General features: G+C 73.5%; 14 protein-coding genes. All 14 read right to left on the bottom strand.

What is annotated here, in order from left to right:
- Positions 1 to 49 precede the first annotated feature (49 nt).
- Genes nuoN through ACI79Y_RS02900 form a run of 14 tightly spaced genes read right to left on the bottom strand, consistent with a single transcriptional unit; the run spans position 50 to position 16,390 of the window.
- Positions 50 to 1,594 (bottom strand): NADH-quinone oxidoreductase subunit NuoN, encoded by a 1,545-nt coding sequence (nuoN, locus tag ACI79Y_RS02965; RefSeq protein ID WP_457157061.1) that lies wholly within the window; start codon positions 1,592 to 1,594, stop codon positions 50 to 52.
- A complete protein-coding gene (locus ACI79Y_RS02960) occupies positions 1,594 to 3,225 on the bottom strand; it encodes an NADH-quinone oxidoreductase subunit M (RefSeq protein ID WP_457157060.1) in 1,632 nt (543 codons plus the stop codon). The genes nuoN and ACI79Y_RS02960 overlap by 1 nt, the downstream gene beginning before the upstream one ends.
- Before the next feature lie 46 nt (positions 3,226 to 3,271).
- A complete protein-coding gene (gene nuoL / locus ACI79Y_RS02955) occupies positions 3,272 to 5,209 on the bottom strand; it encodes an NADH-quinone oxidoreductase subunit L (RefSeq protein ID WP_457157059.1) in 1,938 nt (645 codons plus the stop codon).
- 17 nt (positions 5,210 to 5,226) lie between these two features.
- On the bottom strand, positions 5,227 to 5,526 hold the full coding sequence (gene nuoK, locus ACI79Y_RS02950) for an NADH-quinone oxidoreductase subunit NuoK (protein WP_457078634.1): 300 nt from the start codon (positions 5,524 to 5,526) through the stop codon (positions 5,227 to 5,229).
- Positions 5,523 to 6,383 (bottom strand): NADH-quinone oxidoreductase subunit J, encoded by an 861-nt coding sequence (locus ACI79Y_RS02945; RefSeq protein ID WP_457157058.1) that lies wholly within the window; start codon positions 6,381 to 6,383, stop codon positions 5,523 to 5,525. The genes nuoK and ACI79Y_RS02945 overlap by 4 nt, the downstream gene beginning before the upstream one ends.
- Positions 6,380 to 7,015 (bottom strand): NADH-quinone oxidoreductase subunit NuoI, encoded by a 636-nt coding sequence (gene nuoI / locus ACI79Y_RS02940; protein WP_457157057.1) that lies wholly within the window; start codon positions 7,013 to 7,015, stop codon positions 6,380 to 6,382. Before nuoI ends, ACI79Y_RS02945 begins: the two co-directional genes overlap by 4 nt.
- Positions 7,008 to 8,438 carry an NADH-quinone oxidoreductase subunit NuoH gene (gene nuoH, locus ACI79Y_RS02935; protein WP_457157056.1) on the bottom strand — a complete coding sequence of 477 codons (1,431 nt, stop codon included), beginning with the start codon at positions 8,436 to 8,438 and terminating at the stop codon, positions 7,008 to 7,010. Before nuoH ends, nuoI begins: the two co-directional genes overlap by 8 nt.
- Positions 8,435 to 10,957, bottom strand: a complete 2,523-nt coding sequence (locus ACI79Y_RS02930) for an NADH-quinone oxidoreductase subunit G (RefSeq protein ID WP_457157055.1) — start codon at positions 10,955 to 10,957, stop codon at positions 8,435 to 8,437. Before ACI79Y_RS02930 ends, nuoH begins: the two co-directional genes overlap by 4 nt.
- Positions 10,954 to 12,282 (bottom strand): NADH-quinone oxidoreductase subunit NuoF, encoded by a 1,329-nt coding sequence (gene nuoF, locus ACI79Y_RS02925; protein WP_457157054.1) that lies wholly within the window; start codon positions 12,280 to 12,282, stop codon positions 10,954 to 10,956. The genes ACI79Y_RS02930 and nuoF overlap by 4 nt, the downstream gene beginning before the upstream one ends.
- A gap of 1 nt (position 12,283) precedes the next feature.
- A complete protein-coding gene (gene nuoE / locus ACI79Y_RS02920) occupies positions 12,284 to 13,288 on the bottom strand; it encodes an NADH-quinone oxidoreductase subunit NuoE (protein ID WP_457157053.1) in 1,005 nt (334 codons plus the stop codon).
- Positions 13,285 to 14,607: an NADH-quinone oxidoreductase subunit D gene (locus ACI79Y_RS02915; protein WP_457157052.1), complete on the bottom strand. Its 1,323-nt coding sequence runs from the start codon at positions 14,605 to 14,607 to the stop codon at positions 13,285 to 13,287. The genes nuoE and ACI79Y_RS02915 overlap by 4 nt, the downstream gene beginning before the upstream one ends.
- Positions 14,604 to 15,323, bottom strand: a complete 720-nt coding sequence (locus ACI79Y_RS02910; protein WP_457157051.1) for an NADH-quinone oxidoreductase subunit C — start codon at positions 15,321 to 15,323, stop codon at positions 14,604 to 14,606. The genes ACI79Y_RS02915 and ACI79Y_RS02910 overlap by 4 nt, the downstream gene beginning before the upstream one ends.
- Positions 15,320 to 16,000: a NuoB/complex I 20 kDa subunit family protein gene (locus tag ACI79Y_RS02905; protein ID WP_457157050.1), complete on the bottom strand. Its 681-nt coding sequence runs from the start codon at positions 15,998 to 16,000 to the stop codon at positions 15,320 to 15,322. Before ACI79Y_RS02905 ends, ACI79Y_RS02910 begins: the two co-directional genes overlap by 4 nt.
- 27 nt (positions 16,001 to 16,027) lie before the next feature.
- Complete coding sequence (locus tag ACI79Y_RS02900) at positions 16,028 to 16,390, bottom strand: NADH-quinone oxidoreductase subunit A (protein ID WP_457157049.1); 363 nt, start codon at positions 16,388 to 16,390, stop codon at positions 16,028 to 16,030.
- Positions 16,391 to 16,749: the final 359 nt, after the last annotated feature.

The following is a 16,749-nucleotide window of genomic DNA, read 5'->3' as shown; positions in this document are numbered from 1 at the left end:
GTGGCGCACCGGGCGGCGCTCGGGGCCGTGCACCAGGTCGGGGCGCCCGTCAGCCGACCAGCACCGCGGCGGAGTCGGCGAGGTCCAGCACGGCGCCGGGGAGGACGCCGAGCACCAGGGTGGCGGCCGCGGTGAGGCCGAGGACGACCGTGGTCGGGAGCCCCGGCACGCCCACGGTCGGCCCCTCCGGCGCCGGGTCGGAGAAGTACATGAGCACCACGACCCGCAGGTAGAAGAACGCGGCGACGGCGCTGGTGAGCAGCGCGACGAGGACCAGCGGCCACGCGCCGTCGTCGATGGCGGCCCGGAAGACGGCGAACTTGCCGGTGAACCCGCTGGTGAGCGGGATGCCGGCCAGCGCCAGCAGGAAGAAGGCCATCAGCGCGGCCACCGTCGGGGAACGCTGGGCCAGGCCGGCCCACTGGGCGAGGTGGGTGGCCTCGCCGTCGCCGTCCCGGACGAGGGTCAGCAGCGCGAACGCGCCGAGGGTCATCAGCCCGTAGGTGAGCAGGTAGAACATCGTCGCGGCCAGGCCCGAGCCGGCCCCGGCGCCCAGACCGATGACGCCGGTGAGCAGGAAGCCGGCGTGCGCCACGGAGGAGTAGGCCAGCATGCGCTTGAGGTCGGTCTGGGTGAGCCCGAGCACGGCGCCGACCACCATCGAGGCGATCGCCAGGCCGTAGACCAGGGGCCGCCACGCCCACACCTCGGTGCCGAAGGCGACGTAGAGCACCCGCAGCACCGCACCGAAGGCGGCGACCTTGGTGGCCGCGGCCATGAAGGCGGTCACCGCCGTGGGCGCGCCCTGGTAGACGTCCGGCGTCCAGGTGTGGAACGGCGCGACGCTGGCCTTGAACATCAGCCCGACGATCAGCAGCCCGAGGCCCAGCACGAGCAGGGTGCCGGCGCCCTGGCCGGCGACGGCGTCCCGGATCCCGGCCAGCCGGACCGTGCCGGTGGCGCCGTAGACCAGCGCCAGCCCGTAGAGGAAGAAGGCGGAGGCGAAGGCGCCGAGCAGGAAGTACTTGACCGCCGCCTCCTGGGACAGTAGCCGTCGGCGGCGGGCCAGCCCGGCCATCAGGTACAGCGGCAGGCTGAGCACCTCCAGCGCCACGAACAGCAGCAGCAGGTCGTTGGCGGCGGTGAACAGCATCATCCCGCCGACGGCGAAGGACGCCAGCGGGTAGACCTCGGTCTGCACCCGCTCGTCGGTGGCGAGCTGCCGGTCGCGCACGCTGCCGGCGGGGACCGCAGCGGCGGCGACGAACGCCGACCGGGCCGGGTCGAGCGACCGCTCGGCGAACAGGAGCACCGACAGCGCGCCCAGCACGGCGATGGTGCCCTGCAGGAACAGCGCCACGCCGTCGACGGCCAGCGCCCCGGCGGCGGTGGTGGCCGCGGGACGGCCGGCCAGCAGCACGACGGCGACGAGCGCGCCGACCGTGCCGGCCAGCGCCAGCACGACCTGCACCGGCTGGCGCACCGCGCGCGGCACGAACGCCTCCACCAGCACGCCGAGGCAGGCCGCCCCGAAGGTGCACAGCAGCGGCGCGAGCGCCGCGAACGACAGCTCCGGTGCCCCGATGCCGCCCATCACTCCCCCGTCCCCTCGGTGGCCGGGACGACGCCGCCCGGGTCACCGCCGACGTCGGCCACGGTCGCCTGGACCGCGGGCTCCACCAGGTCGATCAACGGCTGCGGGGCGAACCCGAGCACGAGGACCAGCGCCACCAGCGGGGCGACGACGGCCAGCTCCCGCCGGCTCAGGTCGGCCACCCGCAGGGTGCGGGTGCGCTCGGGGGCGGTGAGCACCGCGGTGGCTCCCCCGGTGCCGTCGGGCACCGGCGGGACGGCCGTGCCGCCGTCGGGGTCCTCCACCAGGAGGACGCCACGCGGCGGGCCGTGCATGGTGCGCTGGTACACCAGCAGCACGTAGAGGGCGGCGAGCACGATGCCGGCGGTGGCCAGGATCGTGAACACAGGCCGCACCGGGAACGAGCCGATGAGGACCAGGAACTCGCTGACGAAGCTGTTGGTGCCCGGCAGCGCCAGCGACGCCAGCCCGGCGATCAGGAAGGCGCCGGCCAGCAGCGGCGCCTTGGCCGCGACGCCGCCGTAGTCACCGATCCGCCGCGAGCCGCCGCGGGCGATGAGCATGCCCACGACCAGGAACAGCAGCCCGGTCGCGATGCCGTGGTTGACCATGTAGAGCACCGCGCCGGTGACCGCCTCGGTGGTGAAGGCGAAGATGCCCAGCGCGATGAAGCCGAAGTGGGCGATCGAGGTGTAGGACACCAGCCGCTTCAGGTCGGTCTGCCCCATCGCCACCAGCGCCGCGTAGAGGATGCCGACGACGGCGAGCACCAGCACCACCGGCGCCAGGTCGCGGGAGGCGTCGGGGAACAGCGGCAGGCAGTAGCGCAGGAAGCCGAAGGTGCCGACCTTGTCCAGCACGCCGACCAGCAGCACCGCCCCGCCGATCGGCGCCTCGGCGCCGGAGTCGGGCAGCCAGGTGTGGAAGGGCACCAGCGGCGCCTTGATCGCGAAGGCCACGAAGAACCCGGCGAACAGCAGCTTCTGCACCCCCGGGTCGATCTCCAGCTGGCGCAGCGCGTCGAAGGCGAAGGTGCCCGCGCCGAGCTGGGAGTTGCTCACCACGTAGAGGCCGATGACGGCGGCGAGCATGACCAGCCCGCCGAGCAGGCTGTAGAGGAAGAACTTCACCGCGGCGTACTGCCGGTTCGGTCCGCCGAAGCCGCCGATGAGGAAGTACATCGGGATGAGCATCGCCTCGAAGAAGACGTAGAAGAGGAAGACGTCGGTGGCGGCGAAGACGCCGACGAGCGTGGCCTCCAGCACCAGCAGCCAGGCCCAGAAGGTGCGCATCGACCGCCGGCCGGGGGCCACGTCGCGCCACGACGCGAGCACGACGACCGGCACCAGCACGCCGGTCAGCAGCAGCATCGCCAGCGCGATCCCGTCGACGCCGAGGGCGAAGTCGACGCCGAAGTCCGGGATCCAGGCGACCGAGGTGGTCAGCTGGAACCGGGGGCCGGCGGTGTCGAAGGCGACGGTGGCCAGCACGGCGAGCAGCAGCACCAGCAGGCTGGTGCCCAGGGCGAGCGACCGGGCCAGGCCGGCGCGCGCCGCGGGCAGCGCGGCGACGACGGCCGCCGCCAGCGCGGGGACGGCGATCATCGCCAGCAGGTACGGGAACTCGCTCATCGGGCGTCCTCTCGACCAGGGCAGGCGCTTCCGCCGTCGTTCCCGCTCACGCCGTCGTCACCGCCACCAGCGCACCGGCGAGCACCACCGCGCCGCCGAGCACCCCCAGCGCGTAGCTGCGCACGAAGCCGGTCTGCACCCTGCCCAGCCGCGACGACGAGCCGCCGAGCGCGGCGGCGGTGCCGTTCACCAGGCCGTCGACGCCGCGGTTGTCGAGGAAGACCAGGGCGCGGGTGAGCCAGATGCCCGGGCGCATGAGGAGCGCCTCGTTGACCGTGTCGGCGTAGAGCGCGCGGCGGGCCGCGGTGACCACCGGCGAGACCCGGGCCGGGGCGGTGGTGGGCACCTCGCGACGGCCGACGAGCAGCCACGCCGCCAGCACGCCCACCGCCATCACCGCCGTGACCACCAGCCCGACCACGGCGGGGGCGACGACGTGCGCGGCCTCCGCCGGTTCGCCGAACACCGGGGCGAGCCACTCGGCCAGCGGGAAGACCTGCACCAGCAGGAACCCGGCGGCGACCGAGCCGACGGCGAGCAGCACCATCGGCGCGGTCATCACCGGCGGCGCCTCGTGCGGGACGGGCGGCGGGGCGGGTGAGTCGGCTTCCTCCCAGCGGGGCCGGCCGGAGAAGGTCATCAGCATCAGCCGGGTCATGTAGAAGGCGGTGAGCCCCGCGCCGAGGACGGCGACCCCGCCCAGCAGCCAGCCCGACCAGTCGCCGCGGTCCAGCGCGGCCTCGATGATCGCGTCCTTGGTCCAGTACCCGGACAGGAACGGGAACCCGATCAGCGCCAGGTAGCCCAGGCCGAAGGTGACGAAGGTGACCGGCATGCGCCGGGCCAGCCCGCCGAAGCGGCGCATGTCGGTGCGGTCGCCCATCGCGTGCATCACCGAGCCGGCGCCGAGGAACAGCCCGGCCTTGAAGAACCCGTGGGTGAGCAGGTGCGCGATGCCGGCGGCGTAGCCGACCGGGCCGAGGCCGACGGCGAGGAACATGTAGCCGATCTGGCTGACCGTGGAGTACGCCAGCACCTTCTTGATGTCGTCCTGGGCGCAGCCGGCGATCGCACCGATCAGCAGGGTGACCGCGCCGACGGTGAGCACCACGGTGCGGGCGGTGGGCGTGGCGTCGTAGATCGGGGCGCTGCGGGCGATCAGGTAGACCCCGGCGGTGACCATGGTGGCCGCGTGGATGAGCGCGGAGACCGGGGTGGGGCCCTCCATCGCGTCGGGCAGCCAGGCCTGCAGAGGGAACTGGCCGGACTTGCCGCAGGCGCCCAGCAGCAGGAGCAGCCCCATCGCGGTGACCACGCCGCCGGCCAGCGCACCGACCGAGCCGAGCACGCCGGCGTAGGACGTCGTCCCCAGCTGGGCGAACATCAGGAAGACCGCCAGCGCCAGCCCGACGTCCCCGACCCGGTTCATCACGAACGCCTTCTTCGCCGCGGTGGCCGCGGCCGGGCGGGTGTACCAGAAGGCGATGAGCAGGTAGGACGCCAGCCCGACGCCCTCCCAGCCGACGTAGAGGGCGACGTAGCTGTTGCCCAGCACCAGCAGCAGCATGGCGGCGACGAAGAGGTTGAGGTAGGCGAAGAACCGCCGGCGGCCGGGGTCGTGCGCCATGTAGCCGATCGAGTAGACGTGGATCAGCGCGCCGACCCCGGTGATCAGCAGTGCGAAGACCGCCGACAGCGGGTCCAGCAGCAGCCCGGCGGTGACGTCGAGGGAGCCGGTGTCGATGAACGTGTAGAGGTCGATGCTGGCGGCGTGCCCGGGCCGGCCGCTGAGCTGCACGGTGCAGGCCACGGCCAGCACGAACGCGGCGACCACGGTCGCGGTGCCCAGCAGGTGGCCCCAGCGGTCGGTGCGCCGGCCGCCCAGCAGCAGCACCGCGGCGCCGGCCAGCGGCAGCGCGATGAGCAGCCAGGCGACCGAGAGCAGCCCGTCGACGGGCAGGGACGCCGGTACGACCTCGTTCATCCTGGGCCCCGTTCCGCTCAGTACTTCAGGAGGTTCGCGTCGTCGACCGACGCCGAACGGCGGGTCCGGTAGATCGACATGATGATGGCCAGCCCGACGACCACCTCGGCAGCGGCGACGACCATCACGAACAGAGCGATGACCTGGCCCTCCACGGTGCCGGTGGCCCGGGCGAAGGTGATCAGGGTGAGGTTCACCGAGTTGAGCATCAGCTCGATGCACATGAAGACGACGATCGCGTTCCGCCGCACGAGGACGCCGACCGCGCCGATGGTGAACAGGATCGCCGCGAGCACCAGGTAGTTGGTGAGCGTCATCGGTCGCCCCGTCCGCCGTCGAGCGTGCCCAGCGCGGCGTCGGTGCCGCCCGCGTGCGGCAGGCCCTCGCGCTCCATGCCGGTGCTGCCGGCCGGGGGCAGCGGGTCGACCGGCTGCGGGTCGACGCCGGCCAGCAGGGTGTCCGGGGCCGGTCGGCCGTCGGGCAGCCGGCCGGGCGCGGCGACGGAGTTGGCCCGCGCGTAGACACCGGGGCCGGGCAGCGTCTGCGGCCGGTCGGTGAGGAACCGGGCGCGGGAGAGCTCCTTCTGGCTGCGCCGGGTGCCGGGCTCCTTCTCGGCGTGGGTGAGCAGCAGCGCGCCGACCGCGGCCACGATGAGCAGCGCGCCGGTGACCTCGAACGCGAGCACGAAGCGGCCGTAGAGCACCCCGGCGATCGCCTCGACGTTGCCGGCTGCCGGCCCGCCGTCGGTGCCCTGCACCCCGGTGAGCCCGGTGACCGGGAGGTCCTGGGTGGCCCGGGCGATGCCGGCGCCGACCAGCGCGGCGAACCCGGCGCCCAGCACCAGGGCGGCCACCCGCTGCCCGCGCAGCGTCTCGACCACCGAGTCCGAGGAGTCGCGGCCGACCAGCATGAGCACGAACAGGAAGAGGATCATGATCGCGCCGGTGTAGACGATGATCTGCACCGCGCCGAGGAACGGCGCCTCCTGGACGACGTAGAACACGCCCAGCACCAGCATGGTGGTCACCAGCCACAGCGCGGAGTGCACGGCGTTGCGCGAGAGCACCATGCCCAGCGCCCCGGCCAGGGCGATCGGGGCGAGCAGCCAGAACACCACCGTCTCGGCGGTGCCCAGCCGGACGGCGGTGTCGGCGACGGCCGCCAGCACGCTCATGCCCGCTCCCCCACGACCGGCTCGGCGGGTGAGGACGCCTCCGGCTGGCGCACGTAGTAGTCCTGCTCGTCGTCGCCCAGCCGCATCGGGTGCGGTGGCTGCTCCATCCCCGGCAGCAGCGGCGCCATCAGCTGCTCCTTGGTGTAGATCAGGCTCTGTCGGTCGTCGTCGGCCAGCTCGAAGTCGTTGCTCATGGTCAGCGAGCGGGTGGGGCAGGCCTCGATGCACAGCCCGCAGAAGATGCAGCGCAGGTAGTTGATCTGGTAGACGCGGCCGTACCGCTCGCCGGGCGAGTACCGGGCGTCCTCGGTGTTGTCGCCGCCCTCGACGTAGATGGCGTCGGCCGGGCAGGCCCAGGCGCACAGCTCGCAGCCGACGCACTTCTCCAGGCCGTCGGGGTGCCGGTTGAGCACGTGCCGCCCGTGGTAACGCGGCTTGGTCTGCTTCGGGACCTCCGGGTACTGCTCGGTGGTCACCTTCTTGAACATCGTGGCGAAGGTGACGCCGAAGCCCTGCGCGGGACCGGGCAGCCAGCTGCGCCGGGCCGGGGCACCGCCGTCGGTGCGGGGGGCCGCATCCTGGGTGCCGAGGGCTCGGGAGCCGCTGCGCCGGGCCGGGGCCTGCTCAGACATCGCCGTCCTCCTGTTCGGTGGGTGGGGTGCCGCGCCGGCCGGTGCCGACCACGGCGCCGGCGCCGACGGACTCCCGGCCGAGCCGCGGCGAGGGCGGCACCACCAGGTCCATCGGGGGCACCGGGAAGCCACCGCCGTCGGCGCCCTGCCCGGTCGGTGGCAGCACCTCGGCCTCGGTCGGGTTGAGCGCGCCGGTCGCGGCGGCGCGCGCGGCCACCCGGGTGTCCCGGTTGCTCCGCCGCGAGGCGATCAGCAGCCCGCCGAGGATCAGCAGCGCGACGGGCACGCCGACGAGGACCGCGACCTGCCCGACGTCGAGGCCGGCCTCGCGGGCCACGGCGCGCATGGTGGCGACCGCGAGGATCCACACCAGCCCGACCGGGACCAGCACCTTCCAGCCGAAGCGCATGAACTGGTCGTAGCGGAGCCGGGGCAGCGTGCCGCGCAGCCAGACGAAGACGAACAGCGCGACGACGACCTTGGCCAGGAACCACAGCACCGGCCACCAGCCGGTGTTCGCGCCGTCCCAGATCGAGATCGGCCAGGGCGCCCGCCAGCCGCCGAGGAAGAGCGTCGCCGCCAGCGCGGAGACGGTGACGATGTTGATGTACTCGGCCAGGAAGAACAGCGCGAACTTCAGCGACGAGTACTCGGTGTGGAAGCCGCCGACCAGCTCGCTCTCGGCCTCGGGGAGGTCGAACGGCGCCCGGTTGGTCTCTCCGACGACGGCGACCACGTAGATCACGAAGGAGACCGGCAGCAGCAGCGCGTACCAGCCGGGGCCGGTGACGCTGCCGCCGAACAGCGGGACGCCGTCGGCCTGGGTGGCGACGATCTCCGACGTCGACATGGAGCCCGCGTAGAGGAACACGGCCACGATCGACAGGCCCATGGCGATCTCGTAGCTGACCATCTGCGCAGCGCTGCGCAGCGAGCCGAGCAGCGGGTACGTCGACCCGGACGCCCAGCCGCCGAGCACGATGCCGTAGACGCCCATCGCCGAGCAGGCCAGCACGATGAGGACGCCGATGGGGGCGTCGGTGAGCTGCAGCGGCGTCCGCTCGCCGAAGATGCTCACCGTCGGGCCCAGCGGGATGACCGAGAACGCCAGGAACGCCGGGATGGTGGCGATGACCGGGGCCAGGAAGTACACCGGCCGGTCGGCCAGCGCCGGCATGATGTCCTCCTTGAACGCCAGCTTCAGCCCGTCGGCGAGGCTCTGCAGGTAGCCGCGGGGGCCGACCCGGTTGGGCCCGATCCGCTGCTGCATCCGGGCGACGACCTTGCGCTCGAAGACGATCGCGAACAGCGTCATCAGCACGAGCACGGCGAAGATGCCGACGATCTTGATGAGCACGATCCACCACACGTCGCCGCCGAAGTCGGCGAGTGTGGGCTGGTCAGCGGCGGCGAGCACGCTCATGCCCCCTCCCCCTGCAGGCTGGAGACGGCCGGGGTGGGGGGCGGGCCGGCCAGCCGGACGACGGCGCCGGGGCCGGCACCGAGCCGGCTGCGCACCTCGCTGCCCGGCGAGCGCATCGGCAGCCAGACGACCCCGTCGGGCAGGTCGGCCAGCCGCACCGGCAGGGTGATCGCCCCGGCCGGGCCGGTGACGGTGAGCGGGTCGCCGTCGGTGAGGCCCAGCCGGCGGGCGGCGTCCTTGCCCAGCCGGGCAACCGGCGGGCGGGCGGTGCCGGCCAGCGCTGGCTCGTCCCGCTGCAGCGTGCCGACGTCGAGCAGCTGCCGCCAGGAGGCGAGCACCGCCTGGTCCTCGGCCAGCTCCGGCAGCGGTGCCGGCTCGACGTCCGGCGCCGCCGCGGTGGGCGCCTGCGCGGCTCCACCCAGGGCGGTCAGCTCGGCGCGGACCTCGGTCACCGACCCCAGCCGCAGCTGTAGGCCCAGGTGCTCGGCCACCCCCTGCAGCACCCGCCCGTCGCTGAGCTGGCCGGTGCCGTGCAGCGTCGCGTCGAACGGGCGCACCCGCCCCTCCCAGTCCAGGTAGGCGCCGGCCTTCTCGGGTGCCGCGGCGACCGGCAGGACGACGTCGGCGTGCGCGGTGACCGCGGACGGGAAGAGCTCCAGGCTCACCACGAACCCGGCGGTGGCCAGCGCCTGCTCGGCCAGCAGCGGGTCGGGCAGGTCGGCCGGGTCGACCCCGCCGACGAGCAGGCCGGACAGGGCGCCGTCCCGGACGGCGGTGAGGATGCCGGTGAGGTCGCGGCCCGGGGTGGCCGGGACGTCGGCGCCCCAGCGCTGGCTGACCGCCGCGCGGTCGGCGGCGCTGGCCACGGTGCGGCCACCGGGCAGCAGCGTGGGCAGCGCGCCGACCTCGACCGCACCCCGTTCCCCCGCCCGGCGCGGCACCCAGCCGATCCGGGCACCGGTCTCACCGGCCAGCGCGGTCAGCGCGGAGTAGGCGCCGGGCACCTCGGCCAGCCGCTCGCCGGCCAGCACGACCGCCCCCGGCCGGAACAGCGCCGCCGCCACCTCGGCCAGGACGCCGTCCACCGGGTGGGTCATGAGGTCGCGCAGCAGCCGGGCCTCCTGGCCCGGGACCGTGGGAAGCACGGTGGCCTGCAGCTTCTCCGCGGCTCGGGTGGCGAAGGGAGCGACGTCGAACACCTGCAGGCCGGCCGTGCGGACCGCCCGGCGCAGCCGCAGGAAGACGATCGGCGACTCCTCCTCCGGCTCGAAGCCGACCAGCAGCACCACGGGTGCCGCGGACAGGTCGTCGTAGCTGACCGCCCCGGCGCCGGGCGCGGTGCCGGCGACGTGCGTGGTTAGGAAGTCCAGCTCCTCGGCGGAGTGGGCGCGGGCGCGGGCGTCGACGTCGTTGGTGCCCAGCGCGACGCGGGCGAAGGTGGCGTACGCGTAGGCGTCCTCGACGGTGAGCCGGCCGCCGGGCAACACCCCGACCCCTCCGGCCGCGCGTGCGGTGGCCAGGCCCGCGGCTGCCGCGGCCCAGGCCTCCGGCCAGGACGCCGGCTGCAGCTCCCCGTCGCGACGCACCAGCGGCGTCATCAGCCGCTCGTTGCTGCTGGCGTAGCGGAACGCGTAGCGGCCCTTGTCGCAGTTCCACTCCTGGTTGACCGCCGCGTCCTCACCGGCCAGCCGGCGGGTGACCGTGCCGCGCCGGTAGTCGGTGCGCTGGGCGCAGCCGCTGGCGCAGTGCTCGCAGACGCTGGGCTCGCTGCGCAGGTCGAACGGGCGGGCGCGGAACCGGTAGGTGGCGCTGGTCAGCGCGCCGACCGGGCAGATCTGGGTGGTGTTGCCGGAGAAGTAGGACTCGAACGGCTCGTCCTCGTAGACCGCCACCTGCTCCAGCGCGCCCCGCTCGAACAGCTCGATGAACGGGTCGCCGGCCACCTGCTGGCTGAACCGGGTGCACCGCGCGCACAGCACGCAGCGCTCGCGGTCGAGCAGCACCTGGGAGCTGATCGGCAGCGGCTTGGGGTAGGTGCGCTTGGTCTCGACGAACCGGGACTCGGTGCGCCCGTTGCTCATCGCCTGGTTCTGCAGCGGGCACTCGCCGCCCTTGTCGCAGACCGGGCAGTCCAGCGGGTGGTTGACCAGCAGCAGCTCCATGGTGCCCTGCTGCGCCTTGTCCGCGACCGGGCTGGTCAGCTGGGTCTGCACCACCATGTCCGGGCTGACCGGGGTGGTGCAGGAGGCGACCGGCTTGCGCTGGCCCTCGACCTCGACCAGGCACTGCCGGCAGGCGCCGATGGGGTCCAGCAGCGGGTGGTCGCAGAACCGCGGGATCTGCACGCCGATCATCTCGGCGGCCCGGATGATCAGCGTGCCCTTGGGCACGGCGACCGGGAAGCCGTCGATGGTGAGGTGCACGGCGTCCGGCGGGGTGTGCGGGCCGGGCGCGCCCGGCGGCAGCGCCGGCGCCGGCTCGGGGACGGCGGGGGTCCTGTCGGCGGGGGTCCTGGTCATGACGCCGCTCCGACGGGCTCGAGACGGAGCGACCGGCCCAGCCGGTGCTGCTCCTCCGGTGGCAGCAGGGCGACGTAGTCGTCCTTGAAGTACTTCAGCGAGCTGGCGATGCAGCTGGTGGCGCCGTCACCGAGGGCGCAGAACGAGCGGCCCAGGATGTTGTCGCAGGTGTCGGTGAGCAGGTCCAGGTCGGCGGCGCGGCCCTCCCCGCGGACCAGCCGGTCCAGGATCTGCACCAGCCAGTAGGTGCCCTCCCGGCACGGGGTGCACTTGCCGCAGCTCTCGTGCGCGTAGAACTCGGTGAACCGCAGCGTCGCCTCGACGATGGAGTCGGTCTCGTCGAAGACCATCAGCGCGGTGGTGCCGAGCATCGAGCCGGCCTTGGCCACCGAGTCGAAGTCCAGCGGGACGTCGAGGTGCTCGGGGGTGAAGTAGGGGGTGGAGGAACCACCCGGCGTCCAGAACTTCAGCCGGTGCCCCGGGCGGACGCCGCCGGCCAGCTCCAGCAGCTCGCGCATCGTCGTCCCCATCGGGGCCTCGTACTGCCCCGGGCGCACCACCCGGCCCGACAGCGAGTAGATCTTCGGCCCGGGTGACTTCTCCGGGCCCATCGTCTTGAACCACTCGGCGCCGCCGCGGACCACGTACGGCACGGTGGCCAGCGTCTCGACGTTGTTGATCACCGTCGGGGAGCCGTACAGCCCGGCGACGGCGGGGAACGGCGGCTTGAGCCGCGGCTGCCCCCGGTAGCCCTCCAGGGAGTCCAGCAACGCCGTCTCCTCGCCGCAGATGTAGGCGCCGGCGCCGGCGTGCACCACCAGCTCCAGGTCGTAGCCGGTGCCCAGCACGTCGCGGCCGAGGTAGCCGGCGGCGTAGGCCTCCTGCACCGCGGCCATCAGCCGGCGGTGGGCGTGCACCGCCTCCCCGCGCACGTAGATCACCGCGAAGTGCGAGCGGATCGCGTAGGCGGTGATGATCACCCCCTCCACCAGGGAGTGCGGGTCGGCCATCATCAGCGGGAGGTCCTTGCAGGTGCCCGGCTCGCCCTCGTCGGCGTTCACCACCAGGTACTTCGGTGCCGCCGCCGGGCCGGTGGGCTCCTCCCCCGGCTTGGGCTGCGGGATGAAGCTCCACTTCATCCCGGTGGGGAAGCCGGCGCCGCCGCGGCCGCGCAGCCCGGAGTCCTTGACCAGCGCGACGACGTCGTCCGGGGCCATCGCCAGCGCCTGCCGCAGCGCCCGGTAGCCGTCGAGGCGTTCGTAGGTGTCCAGCGTCCAGGAGCGGGGCGCGTCGAACCGTGCGGTGAGGACGGGGGTCAGGGGCATCTCAGGCCTCCCGCTCGATCGAGCTCTGCTGGCCGGCGCCGGTGCCGGTCGGCGGGGTGTCGGTGCCCTCGCGACCGCGCTCGGCCGGTTGGCGACCGGCAGGCTCGGGGGCGTCGGGGTGGTGCTGCGCGGTGCCGGCCCGCTCGGCGGGGGTGTCGGCCGAGGCGACGGCGGTGTCGGCGGCCTGCTCGCTCGCCGTCTGCCCCGTGCCAGCCGCTTCCGAGACGTCCGGCTCGGGGGCGGACTCGGGCTCGGGGTGCTGGAGCGGCGGCGCGGTCTCGCCGCGCTCGGCGGCCAGCCGGACGCCGGCCAGGGTGGGCGCCCCGGTGGACGGCGCGTCGACCGCGGCCCGCTCGGCGGCGAGGTCGGCGTGCTGGGACAGGCCGGCGAGCTGGCGGGAGATGCCCCGGAAGTCGGTGAGCGGGGCGCCCCGGGTCGGCGGCGGCTTCTCCCCGCGGCGCAGCGCGGCGACCAGTTCCCGGGCCGACTCGACGTCCTGCTGGTCGTAGAACTCGTAGTCGACGGTGACCACCGGCGCGTAGTCGCAGGCGGCCAGGCACTCGGCGTGCTCCAGGGTGACCGAGCCGTCGGCGGCGGTCTGGTCGTGGCCGACCCCGAGGTCGGCGGAGACCGCGTCGTAGATGCGCTGCCCGCCGAGGACGGCGCACAGCGTGTTGGTGCAGACGCTGACCAGGTGCCGGCCGGTGGGGTGCCGTTTGTACATCGTGTAGAACGTCGCGACCGCGCCCACCTCGGCCTTGGTCAGCCCGAGCAGCCGGGCGCAGAAGCCGACGCCCTCCGGGGAGACGTAGCCCTGCACCGACTGGACCAGGTGCAGCATCGGCAGCAGCGCAGAGCGGGCCTGCGGGTAGCGGGCCATGATCTCCCGTGCCTCCGCCTCGGTCTGCGCGGTCAGCGGCGGCAGGTCCGGGGCGGCGGCCTCGACCGGGCTGGAGTCCAGCCCGGTGACCGCCGTCCCCTCCGCGGAACCGGGAAGCGCACTCATCGGTCGACGCCCCCCATCACGGGGTCGATGGACGCGATCGCGGCGATGACGTCGGCGATCATCCCGCCCTCGCTCATCGCCGCCGTGGCCTGCAGGTTCACGAAGCTGGGGTCGCGCACGTGCACCCGGAACGGGCGGGTGCCGCCGTCGCTGACCACGTGGTAGCCGAGCTCGCCGCGCGGGCTCTCGATCGGCACGTACACCTGACCGGCCGGTACCCGGAAGCCCTCGGTGACCAGCTTGAAGTGGTGGATCAGGGCCTCCATCGACTGGCCCATGATGTGCCGGACGTGGTCCAGGGAGTTGCCCATCCCGTCGGCACCCAGCGACAGCTGCGCGGGCCAGGCGATCTTCTTGTCCTCGACCATCACCGGGCCGGGCTCCAGCCGGTCCAGCGCCTGGGCGATGATCTTGAGCGACTCGTTGACCTCGCTCATCCGCACCAGGTAGCGGCCCCAGGCGTCGCAGGTGTCTGCCGTCGCCACCTCGAAGTCGTAGGTCTCGTAGCCCAGGTAGGGCTCGACCTTGCGCAGGTCCCAGGGCAGGCCGGCGGCGCGGAGCACCGGGCCGGTGACGCCGAGGGCGACGCAGCCGGTGACGTCGAGGTAGCCGGCGTCCTTGAGCCGCCGCTGCCAGATCGGCTGGCCGGTGAGCAGCCGGTGGAAGCCGGTGATCCGCTCGGGCATGACCTGCAGGAACTCGCGGATGTGCTCGACGCACCCCTCGGGGAGGTCCTGGGCGAGGCCGCCGGGGCGGATGTAGGCGTGGTTCATCCGCAGCCCGGTGATCTCCTCGAGCAGGTCGAGGACCAGCTCCCGCTCGCGGAAGCCGTTGGTCATCCCGGTGAGCGCGCCCATCTCCATGCCGAAGGTGGCCAGCGCGACCAGGTGGGAGGCGATCCGGTTGAGCTCCATGACCAGCACGCGGATGGTCTGCGCCCGGGGCGGGGCCTCGATGCCGAGCAGCTTCTCCACCGCGAGGCAGTAGCCGGCCTCGTTGAACAGCGGGGACAGGTAGTCCATCCGCGTGACCAGCGTTGTCCCCTGCACCCAGGTGCGGTACTCGGTGGTCTTCTCGATGCCGGTGTGCAGGTAGCCGATGACCACGCGAGCCTTGGTGACCGTCTCGCCCTCGAGGTCCAGCACCAGGCGGAGCACCCCGTGCGTGGAGGGGTGCTGCGGGCCCATGTTGACCACGAGCCGCTCGTCCTCGAGCGTGTCGGCGCCGAAGGTCTGGTCCCAGTCGCCGCCGGTGACCGTGTAGATCCGGCCCTCGGTGGTCTCCCGCGACCCGGCGTAGGGGTCGTTCAGCGTGGTCATCGGTAGCTCCGCCGCTCGTCGGGGGGCGGGATCGTCGCGCCGTGGTACTCCACCGGCACGCCGCCCAGCGGGTAGTCCTTGCGTTGCGGGTGGCCGTCCCAGTCGTCGGGCATGAGGATCCGGGTCAGCCCGGGGTGGCCGTCGAAGACGACGCCGAACATGTCCCAGACCTCGCGCTCGTGCCAGTCCGCCGTCGGGTAGACGCCGGTGACCGAGGGGACGTGCGGGTCCTCGGCCGTCACCGCCACCTCCAGCCGGATGCGGCGGCGGTAGGTCATCGAGGTCAGGTGGTGGACGACGTGCAGCCGGGGGCGCCCGGGCGAGACCTCCGGGCCGCCGCTGTCGAGGTAGTCGACGCCGGAGACGCTGGAGAGCAGCTCGAAGCGCAGCGCCTCGTCGTCCCGCAGGGCACGGACGAAGGTGAGCAGGTGCTCGCGGTGGAGGAACCAGGTGATCTCGCCGCGGTCGACGAGCACCCGCTGGACGGCGGCGTCGTAGGTGGCCTGGCCGACGGCGTCGATGAGCGCGTCGGCGACCTCGTCGAACCAGCCGCCGTAGGGCCGGTCGGTGGAGTGCAGGGCGACCGCGCCGCCGGGCTCGACCCGGACCAGGCCGCCGAAGCCGGAGGTGTCGCCGCTGCCGGTGACCCCGAAGGCGCCCTTGCGGAATCCCCCGCCCGGTGCCGTCGCCGCCCCGAAGCCCGCCTCGTCGCTCACCGTCGCGCTCCCGGCTCGGCGCCGGGCAGGGCGACGGCGTTGCCGCCGCGCTGCTCGATGGCGAACTGGCCGGTGCGGCCGGCGGCCGCGGCCTCCTCGTAGGCGCGCCGCTGCTCCTTGTCGAACCGCACGCTGGAGGGCATCTCGAGGTGCAGGTCGGGAGCGGTGCCGTCGGCGCGGGCGGCGGCCAGCTCCCGGGCCCGCTTCGCGCCCAGCGGCTGGTGCTGGATTTTGTGGTGCAGCTTGAGGATCGCGTCGGTGAGCATCTCCGGCCGCGGCGGGCAGCCGGGCAGGTACATGTCGACGGGGACGACGTGGTCGACGCCCTGCACGATCGCGTAGTTGTTGAACATCCCGCCGGAGCTGGCGCAGACGCCCATGGCGAGCACGTACCGCGGCTCGGGCATCTGGTCGTAGATCTGGCGCAGGACCGGCGCCATCTTCTGGCTCACCCGGCCGGCGACGATCATCAGGTCGGCCTGGCGCGGGGAGGCGCGGAAGACCTCCATGCCGAAGCGGGCCAGGTCGTAGCGGCCGGCGCCGGAGGCCATCATCTCGATCGCGCAGCAGGCCAGCCCGAAGGTGGCCGGCCACAGCGAGGACTTGCGGGTCCAGTTCACCAGCTTCTCGACGCTGGTGAGCAGCACTCCGCTGGGGAGCTTCTCCTCGAGGCCCATGTCAGCGCCCCCCGTTCCGGGTCGGTGTCAGTCCCACTCGAGGCCTCCGCGACGCCACTCGTAGGCGAAGGCGATGAAGACGGTGCCGATGAAGACGACCATCGCGACGAGGCCCCACAGGCCCAGCGCGTCGTTGGCGACCGCCCACGGGTAGAGGAAGACGATCTCGATGTCGAAGACGATGAACAACATCGCGGTCAGGTAGTACTTCACCGGGAAGCGGCCACCGGTGAGCGGCTGGTCGACCGGCTCGATGCCGCACTCGTAGGCCTGCAGCTTGGCGCGGTTCCAGCGGCGCGGGCCGACGAACGGCGCGACGGTGACCGAGAAGAGCGCGAAGCCCGCGGCGAGGACGAAGAGGCCGACGATCGGCGCGTAGGTCGACAGCATCAGCGGCCACCCCCTCGGGGCGCACGATGGGCACGCGCCGGGGCGGTCTCGCGTGTGCACCTCGCTGTGCAGACCACGGCGGCGACCTCTCCTCCACCCGGCGGACCGGGCGGACGCTTGTGAACTACTTCACAAAGTCGAGCGGTCGAAGCCTATGACAGACGGACGTCGGAACACCAGGACATTCGGTGACCGACTTCACACCAGCCGTCCGGACAAGCCGCAGCAGGCCGGTCCGCCGGGGCACCCGCCGCCCCCGCTGACCACCCTGTGAACAGTCGTGGGGGGGGGGGGGGCGGGGGGGGGGGGGGGGGGGGGGGGGGGGGGGGGGGGGGGGGGGGGGGGGGGGGGGGGGGGGG

It is taken from the genome of Modestobacter sp. SYSU DS0875, assembly GCF_054050915.1.
Note: the sequence above shows the minus strand (reverse complement) of the source record. Positions and strands in the feature narration are given on the sequence as shown.

Coding starts and splice junctions, on each gene's coding strand:
- nuoN (WP_457157061.1), bottom strand. CDS start 1,594: ATGGGCGGCATCGGGGCACCGGAGCTGTCGTTCGCGGCGCTCGCGCCG.
- ACI79Y_RS02960 (WP_457157060.1), bottom strand. CDS start 3,225: ATGAGCGAGTTCCCGTACCTGCTGGCGATGATCGCCGTCCCCGCGCTG.
- nuoL (WP_457157059.1), bottom strand. CDS start 5,209: ATGAACGAGGTCGTACCGGCGTCCCTGCCCGTCGACGGGCTGCTCTCG.
- nuoK (WP_457078634.1), bottom strand. CDS start 5,526: ATGACGCTCACCAACTACCTGGTGCTCGCGGCGATCCTGTTCACCATC.
- ACI79Y_RS02945 (WP_457157058.1), bottom strand. CDS start 6,383: ATGAGCGTGCTGGCGGCCGTCGCCGACACCGCCGTCCGGCTGGGCACC.
- nuoI (WP_457157057.1), bottom strand. CDS start 7,015: ATGTCTGAGCAGGCCCCGGCCCGGCGCAGCGGCTCCCGAGCCCTCGGC.
- nuoH (WP_457157056.1), bottom strand. CDS start 8,438: ATGAGCGTGCTCGCCGCCGCTGACCAGCCCACACTCGCCGACTTCGGC.
- ACI79Y_RS02930 (WP_457157055.1), bottom strand. CDS start 10,957: ATGACCAGGACCCCCGCCGACAGGACCCCCGCCGTCCCCGAGCCGGCG.
- nuoF (WP_457157054.1), bottom strand. CDS start 12,282: ATGCCCCTGACCCCCGTCCTCACCGCACGGTTCGACGCGCCCCGCTCC.
- nuoE (WP_457157053.1), bottom strand. CDS start 13,288: ATGAGTGCGCTTCCCGGTTCCGCGGAGGGGACGGCGGTCACCGGGCTG.
- ACI79Y_RS02915 (WP_457157052.1), bottom strand. CDS start 14,607: ATGACCACGCTGAACGACCCCTACGCCGGGTCGCGGGAGACCACCGAG.
- ACI79Y_RS02905 (WP_457157050.1), bottom strand. CDS start 16,000: ATGGGCCTCGAGGAGAAGCTCCCCAGCGGAGTGCTGCTCACCAGCGTC.
- ACI79Y_RS02900 (WP_457157049.1), bottom strand. CDS start 16,390: ATGCTGTCGACCTACGCGCCGATCGTCGGCCTCTTCGTCCTCGCCGCG.